Raw genomic sequence first — 14153 nt, forward strand, 5'->3', positions numbered from 1 at the left:
AAAAAATAACCCACGTATCTTACATACGTGGGATGAGATAAAGCTAAAACAAACTTTTAGCTTGAAATATTCAATATACATCTACTCTTAAAACGGAGAGGGAGGGATTCGAACCCTCGTTACCCTTTCGGGTAAACAGCATTTCCAGTGCTGCGCCTTCAACCACTCGGCCACCTCTCCAGGTGCCACAAGATGATATCTTACATTGAAATCAAATAAACTGCAATCCTTGAGAGAATAATTCTATAATTACCGAATCCAAAATCCGAAATCATCATGTCCTCTACATACAAAGTCACAGTTCGAGATAGAGCCAAAGGCATAACCCACACCTTAGAAGTTCCCAGCGATCGCTACATTTTGCATAGCTTTGAGAAACAAGGAGTAGAGTTACCGTTTTCTTGTCGGAATGGTGCTTGTACCACTTGTGCCGTTAGAGTCATCAAGGGAAATATTTCTCAACCCGAAGCTGTGGGATTATCCCCTCACCTACAAAGAAAAGGTTACGCTCTATTGTGCGTTAGTTACGCTTGTTCGGATTTAGAAGTCGAAACCCAAGACGAAGATGAAGTTTACGAACAGCAATTCGGACGTTATTTTGCCAAAGGTAGAGTTCGTGCAGGATTACCCCTTGAGGATGATTAATTAAGATGGGGAAGAGGAGCCACTGCGTTGCCTCGGTTTCCTCGGTTGTAGCAAGTGGCGTGGGGAAGATTAAATTATTATCAACTCCTAACTCCTAATACCAATTCTGTATGAGGTTGCGCTAAATTGCCCGCAGCCTATAAGGCTGGGGCTATTCAAACAAAACCCATCTACATGGGCTATATTCGGCGCATCTTTATCAAGAAATGGTGTAACTCTTAACTCCTAACTATAAAATCCAAAATTGAATGAAAAAAGCAGTCCTATTCCTCTGTTGCTTGTTGCTGTTGCTGGGATGCCAAGCCAAAGAAGATGAATTTCAAGCGGGGATGGTGGAAATTAAAGTTGAACGGGTTGTCAACGGACAAACTTTAGAAGTGAAGGGTTTTCGCGAACAGCCTAATTTAATTTCTGAGGTACGTTTGACGGGTATTAGCTCTCCTCCCGTGCGTCAGCGCCCTTGGGGTGAAGCTTCTCGAAAACGTTTGAGAGAGTTAATCGAAGATAAATCATCCCCCGTTAGATTTGAGTTTGACGTAGAAGCCAAGGATAAATACGGACGAACCTTAGCTTACATATGGAAAGATAACACCTTAGTAAACGAACAATTAGTTAAAGAAGGACATGCAATATTTGTAGCGCGATCGCCTAACCATAAATACGATTCCCGCTTGGAACGCGCACAGCATTGGTCTAGACTTATGGGGGAAGGAATTTGGAACCCTGACAACCCCATGCGGCTCTCTCCCTCAGAGTTTCGTCGGGTTTATCGATGAATGCGAATTGGTAATGGGTAATTGGTAATTGGTACCTCTAAACCTATAACCTTTGACCTTTAACCTTTAACCTATTTATGCCTGACTTACAAATTTTTCTCGATATTGCCACAGAAGCAGCGCTGGCTGGTGGTGCTGTTTTACAAAGTTATTTGGGTAAAGTTGAAGATAAAACTTCCGAAAAACGTCCTGGTGATTTGGTAACTGCTGCCGATAAAGCTTCCGAAGCTGTGGTTTTGGAAACTTTGCGTCGTCACGTTCCCGAACACGCTATCCTTGCCGAAGAATCTGGTAAATTAGGCAATCAAAATCAAGAATATCTTTGGGCTATTGACCCCTTGGATGGTACAACTAATTTTGCTCACGAATATCCGTTTTTTTCAGTTTCCGTTGGGCTGTTAATTAATGGCGTTCCCCAGGTTGGTGTAATTTACGACCCGTTTCGCAACGAACTATATCGTGCCGCTCAAGGGTTGGGAGCAAGCTGTAATCGTCGTCCTATAAGTGTTTCTAAAACTTCAGAATTAAATAAAAGTTTGCTGGTTACTGGTTTCGCATATGACCGTCGGGAAACTGACGATAACAACTATACGGAATTTTGTCATTTAACACATTTGACTCAAGGAGTAAGACGCGGTGGCTCTGCTGCATTGGATTTAGCTCATACAGCTTGCGGACGTTTGGATGGATATTGGGAAAGAGGACTTTCACCGTGGGATATTACTGCTGGGGTGATTATTTTACGGGAAGCTGGGGGAAAGGTGACGGCTTATGATGGTAGCGATTTCAAGATGGATTCGGGAAGACTTTTAGCTACTAATGGTTATATACATGAAAATTTGAGTCAGGAATTGGGGAGAGCGCATCAAGTTTGGAAAGTGGAGAAGAAAGGTTAGTAGTTGCGCTTCAGCGCCAAATATGCTAAGTGCTGAAGCGCAACTACGAACCTCTAAATTATTTATTATTTATAAAAATATATTCCCCATTCCCTCTCAAATCCTAAATTACGGGAAAAATTAAAGGTTTGTCGGAGTAACTAACTGACCGAACTTCTTCAGAATTTGTAAAACAATATAAAGCTCTTTCGCAGAAGTAAACGGAGCAAACACTCGTGACAAATCGTACTTTGGTGTATTCTCTTGTACTACCTTGATAAACAAAATATCGTCCCCATTCGTCACCATCTCATATACAGGTAAATTGGAATTAGGATTTGCCATCAAATAAGCCAAAGCTTGCGGTACAGCAGTTAAAACTGACAAAGTAGTCTTTTTTGATTCCAGCACCATTACCCACAATCTATTTTGTAAAACCAAAACATCAATCCTTCCCCGCAAAATTTCTTCACCATCATCCACCAATAAATTAACTGATTCTTCAGCTTTAATACGAAACGGTGGATCGTAAAATCCAGAAGCTGCAATTAACGGGGAAACCAGCAGCAGCATAACCATTCCCTCCAGCAAATTCCCATCAGCACGATGATAAATATACCTGCGTCGCAGCACATCAAGGTTTTCTTTTTCCGTTTCGGTAATAGTTGGTAATTCCTCGCACCACTCTGGGAAAAACTGCTCATCTTCAATGCGAACAAATCCAAAACGGTTTTCTGCATCCGTGATGGCTTTGGTTTTTGTCATAAAGGCTTTTCAATTATCTGTACTTGGCTGGTGCGTGACACTATAACCCTTATTATTACGTTCAAGTTTTAATTAAGTGTCACAGCACCCTACAATAAAAATATATTTATTGGGAGCATCCCAAATGTGTAAAAACATAATTCGTCATTGCGAACGAAGTGAAGCAATCGCAAGGGTTGGGATTGCTTCACTTCGTTCGCAATGACATTATCTTAATTTTCACAGATATCTAAAATAATCAAACCGGATTTCTATATAAACTCAATTTCTGAAAAACAAATTTTTATCGCTCCGCTTACCAAGGGTAAAGAATAAAAGAGCAAAGGGCAAAAGGGCTAGAGTATAAAGGGCTACTTAAGAGTCCTCCCAACGGCGCACACCACACGAAAACCGCCGTAGTAGTTGATGTAGTCGCGCTCCGCCCAAGGGTCGTAGTGGCGAGACGCGGAACGGCAGCTTCCAGGACCGTTGAACCAGGAACCGCCACGCAGCACCTGAAAACGATTATCAATCAATGAATTGCGATGCTCTCCAAGGAGTTGCGACAGTTAAAGTTTTATGAATTACGGCTCAGAGAAGCTGCAATTTTCTGTATGAAGGTGCCAAAAATAATAGTATTTGTGGTTGAAAGTCAGCGCTGTTCGTTTTCTCCAAACGTCGGGAGACGTAGCAGTGCTACGTCTCTACAAATCTTCGGAATAAATGAACAAGGTTATTGTATTTCAGTCCTATTTATTTCACATCTATTCATAGGACTTTCGCTATTAGCTCGGGGTTTGCATTCCCCGTTAGGATTCCTCTAGTTCCCATGCTCCGCGTGGGAAGGTATTTTTAGAGGCTCTGCCTCTCAATCAACCGGGTAGGCAGAGCCTTCAGCCACTGCGTTACTAGCCAGAGACTAGTAACGAGAAATAACCCAATCTCTCGTCAACCCCGACGCAAAAACCTCACCGCAGCATCTTCCCGCTCAACATCTCTCCCGGTATATCGAACTCTATCAATCCGTCTCCCTTTACCTTGATTGTCATACAAACTAATTACCCCACCACGATTCGATAACATTACCGGGCTTAATGGCTGTATCCTCACCGCTTCCCCCGGTTTCAAAATCCTTTGTTCTTCCTTCAAAACTGAATTTAGTTGTAATGGCTCATGTTTAGTATCCGATAATCTCCAACCTTCTAAATTCACTGCTTCCGAAGAAAGATTTATTATAGAAACCCATTCCGATGCTCGTTCATCACCTGACGGATTCACCATTGCAGCAGCAATAAAAATAGCAGCGTTATCAATAGCAACTGAATCTCTTAATTCACCTTTGGAAATCATTTCAGCAGGTGCATCAACTTCAATTCGTTCGGGAAATTGTTCGATATGAAGTTTTTCTTTCTTTTCGGGATTTTCGTTAAATAACAAAGGATTTTTTTCGTAAATCTCATCGTCAAATTCCAAACCCGTTAATCTTTCAATTTCGGTAATTGTCACCTGATAGGTTTGAAAATTAAACAACTTATTACCTTGTTTATCTCGTAATGCTTCTTCATCCTGGAACATCAGAAAAGCACGGACATCAAGTTCGTTATTGTCTTTATTTACAAAGCAAACCACTTTAAAGAAAGCTGAAGGAATTAAAGCGGGTTCTCTTCCTTGTGGGGAAATAGTGCGAGGAAAATCTCCGTAAACTGGCCCGGTGAAAACGGTGATTTTACCATTACTATCTAACTTGAGATCGAATACCCAATTCTCTAAAGCTAGCCATTCATCTTGATTAAAATTCTCATGCTGTAGGGCTGCATTGGGATAATAAAAAGTATCGTCGGAAGCTCGTTTGGCTTCTCTTTCTGTTTTTCCCCAAGCTAAACTACCTCTTCTCGCTAAATGTCCTCTATCCCAAGGATTGTTGCGATAGTAGTCGTTATCAAGTTGAAAATCGGCACCGATACGAGTATCAATATCCCAACCCCGTTTCCTTCGGACATTTTTAATCAAATTCTGGTCAATATTTACACAAGTGACAATAGTCGAACGTCGAACTCGATTGGTGATGATTGAGTAATTAATATAGTTAGCAAAAATATCATCTTCTAATAAAGAACTGCGGAGTACATCCCCTGCTAACGATGGAGCAAAGCTTGGTACGGGAAGATTAATCCCATTCCCTAAAAAATCGGGATTGTAGCCTGCCATAATATTGTTGGGTAAATTTCACTCATAGTATGAATTAGAACTAGCAGGTTTTCAACTTTGATAACTAATAATTATTTAAGTTGTGTTATGGGAGTTGATTTGAATTTATATCTTCGGGTATTCTCTGCTAGCTTCCACAATCACCTTGTAAGCCGGAGGCTTTCTCACAGAGAAGTCAATTTCAAGGCTGATATACAAAGTCTGATAAATCAGACTATAAAAAGCTTTTAGTGCGTTTTAACGTACTTTGCGTATGAGCCTCGGAATTGATTCCGAGGCGGTTTTAAAAGCCGAACTAAAGCGCAACTACAAACAATGTTTTTCATCACTTCGGAATTCACGCAGATAAACTTATAGAAATCCCCGATTTATAAATATTTAGTGAAAAAATCTATAATTTTCTGTCAAGCAGCTTTTTTTCAAGTAAATAAAAAGTTCAATAAATTCAACTAGAAGTGTATATGATAAATGGTATCAATATGTTTGAATAATTTGTGAAAGGTTAAGTATTTACTCTGAAAATATAAAATATTTAATTTGCTCAAACCTGTTGTTTTCTCTTAAAAATCAGCAGTAAAAACAGCTATCAACATAAAAACTACATTTTAGCGGCGACGTTAACTAGTAACTGATACTGGTAAGGAATCAATAATTTACGGACAATCAACTACTGACAAACACCCAAGGTGTAGAAGTAAACTAGTAAGATTAATGTTTCTTTTAGTATAAAATTAGCCTTATGTCTTTTCAAATAGAACGCGGTCTATTTAAGTATGACTTTATAGATTACCACGCAGTTTTATGCGTTCGAGTAGATGCAGATGCTTCCGAAATTCGCAAGCGCTACCTAAAAATTGCGCGTCGCTTGCATCCCGATAGCTGTGGAGCGGCTAACGATGATGAAAAGCGGTTAGCGAGCCAATTATTATCTAAGTTGGTAAATCCAGCTTACGAAAACCTTTATCAAGATAGGAATCGTGCCGAACATACTGCTGTTTTAGCGCAGGTAGGGAAACGTTTGGCTCAAGATCCCTCTTCTGTGGAATTAACCACCGACAATGCCAGACAGCTCGCAGCTACCCCAAATTATGACAGCGCTTATAAAAACGCCATATCTCAAGTATCCAAAATTCAATATAAAACATTAAAACAATCCCTAGAAGCGATCGCGCAAATCAGCGAGTTGAATTTAGTTTATTTGATGCGGAGTGCGGGTAAATCTTTAAAATCTCCATCAGCAACAAATGCTACACCTGCATCTCACACCAATACTGCGGTGGAAAATCATGCCGCACCGGCAAAACCTAAAGAAGACCCAGTTTTTGCTGGTTATCTACGTCGTGCCCAAGAACTAATCGTCAAGAATCAATTATCACAAGCTCGGGTTGAATTGCAAGATGCTTTGAAGATGAAGCCAAATAGTAGCGAGTCCCATAGCTTGATTGGAGTGGTCTATATGAAGCAAAATCAAATTAAAATGGCAAAAATTCATTTTGACCGCGCTTTGCAATTAAACCCCAAAGACGAAACAGCGTTGGAAGGGAAAACTAAAATTGATAAGTTTTTAAAGAAAACTTCACCCGGTGCCGGTAAAAAGAGTACTGTAAGTGCTGGTGCAAGTAAATCTGCAAAATCTGAAAGTGGCGGTTTATTTGGTGGATTGTTCGGTGGGAAGAAAAAATAATGGTGTATCAACCTCCAGTAGGAGCCAGGGATTTATTACCTTTAGATGTAGCTCAAAAACACTGGATTGAAGACAGGCTAGAACAAGTGTTTCAAGGCTGGGGTTACCACAGGATTATTACCTCAACTTTGGAGCGTATAGATACTTTAATGGCAGGAGGTGCAATTGAGCGCTCGACAGTAATTCAACTGCAAAACATCCAAGAAGAAGAATTGGGATTGCGTCCCGAACTAACGGCTTCTATAGCTCGTGCTGCGGTAACGCGCATGTCCGGCGTTAATTATCCCCAAAGGCTTTACTACAATGCCAACGTCTTTGGAAGAGCGCCAGATTCAAAACACAATGGTCAGCAAGAATTTTATCAGGCTGGAGTTGAGCTATTAGGTAGTGACGGCTTAGTAGCAGACGCTGAAGTATTGCTATTAGTAGCCGCTTGCTTGCAATCGCTCCAGCTACAGAATTGGCATTTAGTCGTGGGTGAAGCCGGAATTACTCGCTCTTTACTCAAAGCCTTTCCTGACGATTTACAGCATAAAATCCGCAGCGCTCTTGCCAACTTAGATCGGGTAGCTATAGACACTTTACCTTTAAGTGAAGAACTTCGCGATCGCGCCAAAATAATGTTAGATTTACGCGGCAAAAGTGCGGATGTGCTGCAAAAAATTAATACTTTAAATCTCGATGCCGAGCAGCAGGAAGCTGTCAACAACCTCAAAGCCTTAATAGAGTTGATAGAATCCCAGGGCAATTGTTCCCTTGTTCTTGACCTCAGCTTGATTCAAACTTTCGACTACTACACCGGAATTGTATTTGAAGTAGTTAGCGATATTGATAACCAAGCAAGAGTCATAGGGCTTGGCGGACGTTACGATAAATTATTAGGACTATATCATCCCCAAGGAAAAGACATACCCGGTACCGGCTTCGCCTTATTTATTGAAGATTTATACCATGTACTATCAACATCTGGGCAATTACCGCAAACACAATTAGCCAGCGACTGGTTAGTAGTGCCAGAAAATACCAGCGCGATCGCAGCAGCTTTTGCTTATGCAGAAAAACTGCGCTCCTCAACTCATTTAGTCACAGTAGAAATGGAATTAAGCTTCATAGATGCTCAAGCCATTCGCGAATACGCCAGCGACAGAAAAATCGCCCAAATTGCCTGGATAAAAGCCGACGGTTCTAAAAAAGTTGAATCAGTTAGCAGTTAACAAGTGAACAGTGAGCAGTGAGCAGTTGAAGATTTACAATTTACAATTGAACGCTAATCATCAAGCTGCAATTATTAACTGCTGTTCACTGTTGACTGATAACTGTTCACTGAAAAGAGAGGGGAAACATGGCACACACGATTGTTACTGATGTTTGTGAAGGAGTTGCAGATTGCGTGGATGCTTGTCCCGTAGCTTGTATTCATCCGGGACCTGGAAAAAACGTCAAAGGAACCGATTGGTTTTGGATTGATTTTGCCACCTGTATCGACTGCGGCATTTGTATTCAAGTTTGTCCCGTAGAAGGAGCAATTGTTCCAGAAGAACAGCCAGAATTACAAAAAACACCGCAGTAGGAATGAGGGATGGGGAAGAGGGGGAGATAGGGAGACAAGGAGAAGAATCTTAAATTATTCCCAATACCCAATGCCCAATCCCCCATGCCCAATTACCAATTACCCATCCAAAATAATTAATCCCCTCCGGAAAATTAACGTGGAGGGGATTTACTTTTACTTATATATTGATTTGACAACAAAAAGTAATGCAGGCTTATTTACTCATTCTTTGGGTAGATCGCTTGGTGGGATTTTTTCTGGTGGTGCTTCTGCCGGAGGAGCAAGTTCGGCATCGGGAGCAATTTCTTCTACAGGAGGTATGGTTTTTTCTTCTGCATCTGCATTTTCAGCAGCTTTTAATAATTCTTCGGGTGGTGCTTCAGGTGGGATTACTTCTGGGATTTCTGTTGTAGTTGTGGTATCAGTATTATCAACAATTTGTACAGGTGCATCCGATACCGGAGTTTCTTCATCAATTGCGTCAGCCAAAGTTTTGCCAATTGTTGCAGCAGCAGTCTCTTCAGCGGTAGAAGTTGTAGTTGCAGGTTGTGTTGCAGTTGGGGTAGCCTTTTGCTTCTTGCCAGGTAAAATACCGCTTACAGCTTTAAATAATCCTCCCACTCGTTCTTGCAGCGAAATATTGTTTTTCACAGAACTTGTCACAGCTTCAGGGCTGGGTACCGGGGTTTGCTGCATTGCGGGAGTAACTTGACGACGCAGCGAAAAAGTTTGTAACCCGAACCAAAATAACAAAGTAACGGCTGCTAATTGCCCCAAGAAAAACCATCCACCGATACGCGGTGAAAAAAACCATAATACAAGGGCATAGAACAATCCGACACCGCTCCAATAAAAATCATTTTTGCGATGAACTTCAGGAAAAAAGAAAGCCGCTAAATAGATTGCTAAACTGCCAAAACCGACTATCAAAGCCAAAAGATGTGTCATAAGAATTTTGAGTTTTAGATTCTCAAAGGGAATAGGGTATGGGGCATTGGTAATTGGTAATTGATTCGATCTCCCCTTCTCTCCCCGTCCCCAATCCCCAATCAATTTATAGTAAATATTACAATTTAGCGAATTTGAGAAACAAATTGTTAATTAATATACAGATTAAAAATAATTATGTGTATCCATGATGCATTTTTAGTCTTTAAATAAAGTCTTAATGTCTTCTTTAGAAGTGAACCGAAAATCTCGGACTACCCTAAGAGATAAAAGAAAGGATTGGAAGAGTTAGCCAGAAAAAATTTATGACACTACAAAGCTTTGGTGTGATTGGATTAGCTGTTATGGGAGAAAATATCGCTCTTAACGTAGAGCGTAACGGCTTCCCGATCGCAGTTTATAACCGCTCGCGTGAAAAAACTGACGCGTTTATGGAAAAACGCGCCCAAGGTAGAAATGTGAAAGCAGCTTATACCTTGGAAGAGTTTGTGGGTTTATTAGAACGTCCCCGCAAAATTTTGGTAATGGTGAAAGCTGGCGGGCCAGTTGATAAGGTAATTGAACAACTCACACCTTTGTTAGATGAGGGTGACATCATTATCGACGGTGGTAACTCGCTTTATGAAGACACCGAACGACGCACCCGCGAATTAGAACCAAAAGGTTTTCGCTTCATTGGCATGGGTGTAAGTGGTGGTGAAGAAGGTGCGCTCAACGGTCCTTCTTTGATGCCTGGAGGTACCGAAAGTTCCTATGAGTATCTGTCCCCCATTCTCACCAAAATCGCGGCACAGGTTGATGACGGCCCTTGTGTTGCCTATTGCGGACCTGGTGGAGCCGGACATTATGTCAAAATGGTTCACAACGGTATTGAGTACGGCGATATGCAGTTGATTGCAGAAGCCTATGACTTAATGAAAAATGCCGCTGGGTTAGACCACAATCAATTACATGAAGTCTTTGCCGAGTGGAATAAGACTGATGAATTAAATTCATTCTTGATTGAAATTACTGCCGATATTTTTCCTTATATTGACGAAGAAACCGGTTTACCTTTAGTAGATTTAATCGTAGACGCAGCCGGACAAAAAGGAACCGGACGCTGGACAGCAGTAGATGCACTTAATTTGGGTGTACCAATTCCTACCATTGGTGCAGCAGTAAATGCTCGAATTATGTCATCCTACAAGCAAGAAAGAGTAGCAGCATCCAAGGAAATTTCCGGCCCTACTGGTAAATATAAAGGCGACACCAAGAAATTTGTGAACATGGTGCGCGATGCTCTCTACTGCTCTAAAATTTGTTCCTACGCTCAAGGAATGGCATTGTTGTATAAAGCTTCTAATGAGTTTAACTACAACTTGAATCTTGGTGAAATGGCGCGGATTTGGAAAGGTGGCTGTATCATTCGTGCAGGATTCTTGAACAAAATCAAGAAAGCATTTGACGAAAATCCTTCACTTCCCAACTTGCTATTGGCTCCCGAATTCAAGCAAACAATTCTTGACAGACAAGAAGCTTGGCGTGAAATCATCGTTGTAGCAGCTCAATTAGGAATAGCTGTTCCCGCATTCAGCGCTTCCTTGGATTACTTCGATAGCTACAGACGCGAGCGCTTGCCTCAAAACCTGACTCAAGCACAACGCGACTACTTCGGTGCCCATACTTATCAGCGTACCGACAAAGAAGGAGCATTCCACACCGCTTGGGTTCCCATCGATGAAGCGACTGTCAGCAACGAATCAGTAACAAAAATGGACTAGTTATTAATTAGTTTCAACTAATTTGTCATTTTATTAACCCGGTTTCTTTGAGAAATCGGGTTTCTTTTATATAAGGTTTGTAGTTGCGCTGTCTTCGCCGAACATATTTGGCGCTGAAGCGCAACTACGAACAATTTTTATTTATTCAATTTCAAAAGATTTAGTCATTTCTTTGACAGTAGCAATAAACTTGTCATAATTTTCTTGCTCTGCTGTATAAGTCAAAATGTAAGCTTTATTACCTTTCAAAGTCCAAATTTGTAAATTTTTTAAATTCAAATTACTTTCTTCGTTTTTGGCAGTATAAATAATTTGAAAAGCTGGCTTGTATGCAAAAGTAGTCGGTTTAGTACTGATAATTTTGGCTGCGGATAATCGTTCGGTTATTTCTTTGGTAAAATCATCTTTTGACTGATTCAAACTTCCGGAATATTCTTCTACACTCAAAATCACTTTTTCTTGAAAATTATCTTGTTCGCCGGATTCAGGAGATAAAAATGCAACCACTTCTTTTGTAATAAAATTATCTATATCTTGCCTTTGCCAATTTTGAGGAAATTTGATTGTGATTCCTAAATTTGATTTTTGGTAAGTAGAAAAATCTTCAATTCTATTGTTAGAGTTAAATATATTCGGTAATATAGCGATACTTGCAGCAATAACGCCTGCTATAGCAGAAGCAATTAAAATATTTTTAGTATTTTGTGTATTTTGCGGCTGATGCGTAACTAAAGTATCGGGTGCTTGATTAAATGTAGCTGTAGAATTCAATAATGACTTTATTGCTTGCAAAGCTAACTGCGCCGTAGGATATCGCTGACGATAATCATAGCGAACCATTGTATTTAAAATATTCGCTAATTTAGGATTGACATCAGTCAAATGCTGCCAAGAAACCTCACTCGTTTGAGCATCTGTCTGTATAGGAAATACTCCTGTTAATGCTTGAATTGCAATCATTCCTACAGCATAAATATCGCTACTAAAATGCGGTTTTCCATTCGACTGTTCGCTGGGCATATATCCAGGAGAACCTATAGCAATTGTTATTTTCGTTTGCCCTTGTGGATTAGCTATTTGAGTACTGACTTCTTTAACAGCACCAAAATCAATCAACACGATTTTACCGTCCGATTTGCGCCGTCGAATATTAGAAGGTTTGATATCCCGATGAATTTTTCCTTTCTGATGTACGAAACTTAAAACTTCTAAAATATCTTCTAAAAGTTCAATTACAAAGGTTTCACTTAATTGTTTTGTTGTACGTAATTCCTGACTTAAATCATGCCCTTCAATAAATTCTTGAACTAAATAAAACTTTTGACTTTCCTCAAAATGCGCTAGGAGTCGAGGAATTTGGTCATGATTTCCTAATTTTTCTAAAGCTTCGGCTTCCCTATCAAATAAAACTTTGCCAGCATTTAAAGTATAAGGGTCTTTGGCTGCCGGTTCAAAAAGTTTGACTACACAGCGAGGATTCCCTGGGCGCTGTAAATCTTGGGCAATATAAGTAACCCCGAAGCCCCCTCTCCCCAATTCTTTAATAATTTGATAACGTCCGCTCAATATTTGATTCATAAAATTAACCAATTATCTTAAAATTTATATTGATAGATGTATATTTTTGCACAAAATTTTATATTCATGGATTTATAGATAAATACAGCGGATTATTGAAACGAATATCACGGATTAAACGAATTTCACTGATTTCACGGAATTAGTTATTACTAACAACCAACAACTAAGACTTAATTATGAAAATTAGCCTTTGTATGATTGTCAAAGACGAAGAATCGACGCTATCTAAATGCTTGAGTAGCGCGAAAAAGTTTGTTAACGAAATAGTCATTTTAGACACTGGCTCAACCGATAAAACAGTAAAAATTGCCAAAGGGTATGGTGCTAAGATACATCATTTTGAATGGTGTAATGATTTTAGTGCAGCCCGCAATGAAGCTTTAAAACATGTAACTGGGGATTGGGTTTTAATCTTAGATGCTGATGAAACTTTAGCACCAGAAATGATTCCTACAATCAGAGAAGCTGTACAAACAGAAGAATATCTACTCATAAATTTGGTACGCGAAGAAATTGGTGCGAGGCAATCTCCTTACTCTATGGTTTCGCGGCTGTTTCGCAACCATCCCGATATCCATTTTTCTCGTCCCTATCACGCTTTAGTTGATGATAGTGTTTCCGAAATTTTAGTAAAAGAGCCGCATTGGCAAATAGGTTATATACAAGGAATTGCAATTCTACATTCGGGTTATCAACAAAGCGAAATTTCTAATAAAAATAAATTAGAAAGAGCCAAAGTCGGAATGGAAGAGTTTTTCGCAAATAATCCCGATGATGCTTATATTTGTAGTAAGTTAGGAGCTTTATATATTGATTTAGGAAAAATAACTGAAAGTATTCAGTTACTATCCAAAGGAGTTTCTGTTGAAAGTGAAAATTCTGATATTTTGTACGAACTTTATTACCATTTGGGTATAGCCTACAGTCGTTTAAAAAATTATCAGCAAGCCATCGCTCATTATCAAGCTGCAACTAAACTGCCGATTTATCCGATATTAAAATTGGGAGCATATAACAATCTTGGTAGCTTGTTGAAAGAAAAAGGAGATTTAAACGGTGCAAAAAAAGCTTACGAAACAACTTTAAAAATTGACCCTTCTTTTATTAGCGGATATTACAATTTAGGCATGACTTACAAAGCAATGGGTTTATTTAAAGATGCCATTGCAGCTTATGTCAAAGCCATTGATTTAAATCCAAATTATGCTCAAGCTTATCAAAATTTAGGTGTAGTTTTGTTAAAAGCTGGTTATGTAGACGATAGTTTAACTGCCTTTAAAGAGGCTATTGATTTACATGTGAAACAAAATAATCACTTTGCAGCAGAGCAGTTAAGAAAGGGTTTGAAAGATATGGGGTTGGAAGTTAAAAGTTAGG

Annotated in this window: 12 protein-coding genes and 1 tRNA gene; 8 read left to right on the plus strand and 5 right to left on the minus strand. The window is 39.7% G+C overall.

Annotated elements, in window-relative coordinates; genetic code table 11:
* Positions 1 to 93: 93 nt before the first annotated feature.
* Positions 94 to 180, minus strand: a tRNA-Ser gene (locus RIV7116_RS21190).
* 96 nt (positions 181 to 276) lie between these two features.
* Between RIV7116_RS21190 and RIV7116_RS21195 the strand changes: the two genes are divergently transcribed.
* From RIV7116_RS21195 to RIV7116_RS21205, 3 genes are all read left to right on the plus strand, one after another.
* The gene (locus RIV7116_RS21195; RefSeq protein WP_015120361.1) at positions 277 to 645 is read left to right on the plus strand and encodes a 2Fe-2S iron-sulfur cluster-binding protein; all 369 of its coding nucleotides are present in this window, start codon (positions 277 to 279) and stop codon (positions 643 to 645) included.
* Positions 646 to 893: 248 nt separating this feature from the next.
* A complete protein-coding gene (locus tag RIV7116_RS21200) occupies positions 894 to 1421 on the plus strand; it encodes a thermonuclease family protein (protein ID WP_015120362.1) in 528 nt (175 codons plus the stop codon).
* Positions 1422 to 1498: 77 nt separating this feature from the next.
* Complete coding sequence (locus RIV7116_RS21205; protein WP_015120363.1) at positions 1499 to 2317, plus strand: inositol monophosphatase family protein; 819 nt, start codon at positions 1499 to 1501, stop codon at positions 2315 to 2317.
* A gap of 120 nt (positions 2318 to 2437) precedes the next feature.
* On the opposite strand, the gene RIV7116_RS21210 is transcribed toward RIV7116_RS21205, so the two are convergent.
* Together RIV7116_RS21210 and RIV7116_RS21215 are read right to left on the minus strand one after the other, a co-directional pair.
* Positions 2438 to 3061: a hypothetical protein gene (locus RIV7116_RS21210; RefSeq protein ID WP_015120364.1), complete on the minus strand. Its 624-nt coding sequence runs from the start codon at positions 3059 to 3061 to the stop codon at positions 2438 to 2440.
* 927 nt (positions 3062 to 3988) lie between these two features.
* Complete coding sequence (locus tag RIV7116_RS21215) at positions 3989 to 5248, minus strand: DNA/RNA non-specific endonuclease (protein WP_015120365.1); 1260 nt, start codon at positions 5246 to 5248, stop codon at positions 3989 to 3991.
* A gap of 739 nt (positions 5249 to 5987) precedes the next feature.
* On the opposite strand from RIV7116_RS21215, the gene RIV7116_RS21220 reads away from it, so the two are divergent.
* From RIV7116_RS21220 to RIV7116_RS21230, 3 genes are all read left to right on the plus strand, one after another.
* A complete protein-coding gene (locus tag RIV7116_RS21220; RefSeq protein ID WP_015120366.1) occupies positions 5988 to 6932 on the plus strand; it encodes a J domain-containing protein in 945 nt (314 codons plus the stop codon).
* Positions 6932 to 8146 (plus strand): ATP phosphoribosyltransferase regulatory subunit, encoded by a 1215-nt coding sequence (locus RIV7116_RS21225; RefSeq protein WP_015120367.1) that lies wholly within the window; start codon positions 6932 to 6934, stop codon positions 8144 to 8146. The genes RIV7116_RS21220 and RIV7116_RS21225 overlap by 1 nt, the downstream gene beginning before the upstream one ends.
* Positions 8147 to 8274: 128 nt before the next feature.
* Complete coding sequence (locus tag RIV7116_RS21230) at positions 8275 to 8502, plus strand: 4Fe-4S dicluster domain-containing protein (protein ID WP_015120368.1); 228 nt, start codon at positions 8275 to 8277, stop codon at positions 8500 to 8502.
* A gap of 204 nt (positions 8503 to 8706) precedes the next feature.
* Here the strand turns inward: RIV7116_RS21230 and RIV7116_RS21235 are convergent, their stop codons facing one another.
* Positions 8707 to 9432 carry a Ycf66 family protein gene (locus RIV7116_RS21235; RefSeq protein WP_015120369.1) on the minus strand — a complete coding sequence of 242 codons (726 nt, stop codon included), beginning with the start codon at positions 9430 to 9432 and terminating at the stop codon, positions 8707 to 8709.
* A 305-nt stretch (positions 9433 to 9737) separates the two neighbouring features.
* On the opposite strand from RIV7116_RS21235, the gene gndA reads away from it, so the two are divergent.
* Positions 9738 to 11195 carry an NADP-dependent phosphogluconate dehydrogenase gene (gene gndA / locus RIV7116_RS21240; RefSeq protein WP_015120370.1) on the plus strand — a complete coding sequence of 486 codons (1458 nt, stop codon included), beginning with the start codon at positions 9738 to 9740 and terminating at the stop codon, positions 11193 to 11195.
* Between the two features lie 141 nt (positions 11196 to 11336).
* On the opposite strand, the gene RIV7116_RS21245 is transcribed toward gndA, so the two are convergent.
* Positions 11337 to 12773, minus strand: coding sequence for a serine/threonine-protein kinase (locus RIV7116_RS21245; protein WP_015120371.1), 1437 nt, complete (start codon positions 12771 to 12773; stop codon positions 11337 to 11339).
* Positions 12774 to 12952: 179 nt separating this feature from the next.
* Here RIV7116_RS21245 and RIV7116_RS21250 point away from each other — a divergent pair, with 179 nt between their 5' ends.
* A complete protein-coding gene (locus RIV7116_RS21250; RefSeq protein WP_015120372.1) occupies positions 12953 to 14152 on the plus strand; it encodes a tetratricopeptide repeat protein in 1200 nt (399 codons plus the stop codon).
* Position 14153: the final 1 nt, after the last annotated feature.

The organism is Rivularia sp. PCC 7116 (assembly GCF_000316665.1).
GTDB lineage: Bacteria > Cyanobacteriota > Cyanobacteriia > Cyanobacteriales > Nostocaceae > Rivularia.

Coding starts and splice junctions, on each gene's coding strand:
- RIV7116_RS21215 (WP_015120365.1), bottom strand. CDS start 5,248: ATGGCAGGCTACAATCCCGATTTTTTAGGGAATGGGATTAATCTTCCC.
- RIV7116_RS21210 (WP_015120364.1), bottom strand. CDS start 3,061: ATGACAAAAACCAAAGCCATCACGGATGCAGAAAACCGTTTTGGATTT.
- RIV7116_RS21225 (WP_015120367.1), top strand. CDS start 6,932: ATGGTGTATCAACCTCCAGTAGGAGCCAGGGATTTATTACCTTTAGAT.
- RIV7116_RS21205 (WP_015120363.1), top strand. CDS start 1,499: ATGCCTGACTTACAAATTTTTCTCGATATTGCCACAGAAGCAGCGCTG.
- RIV7116_RS21200 (WP_015120362.1), top strand. CDS start 894: ATGAAAAAAGCAGTCCTATTCCTCTGTTGCTTGTTGCTGTTGCTGGGA.
- gndA (WP_015120370.1), top strand. CDS start 9,738: ATGACACTACAAAGCTTTGGTGTGATTGGATTAGCTGTTATGGGAGAA.
- RIV7116_RS21220 (WP_015120366.1), top strand. CDS start 5,988: ATGTCTTTTCAAATAGAACGCGGTCTATTTAAGTATGACTTTATAGAT.
- RIV7116_RS21235 (WP_015120369.1), bottom strand. CDS start 9,432: ATGACACATCTTTTGGCTTTGATAGTCGGTTTTGGCAGTTTAGCAATC.
- RIV7116_RS21230 (WP_015120368.1), top strand. CDS start 8,275: ATGGCACACACGATTGTTACTGATGTTTGTGAAGGAGTTGCAGATTGC.
- RIV7116_RS21245 (WP_015120371.1), bottom strand. CDS start 12,773: ATGAATCAAATATTGAGCGGACGTTATCAAATTATTAAAGAATTGGGG.
- RIV7116_RS21195 (WP_015120361.1), top strand. CDS start 277: ATGTCCTCTACATACAAAGTCACAGTTCGAGATAGAGCCAAAGGCATA.
- RIV7116_RS21250 (WP_015120372.1), top strand. CDS start 12,953: ATGAAAATTAGCCTTTGTATGATTGTCAAAGACGAAGAATCGACGCTA.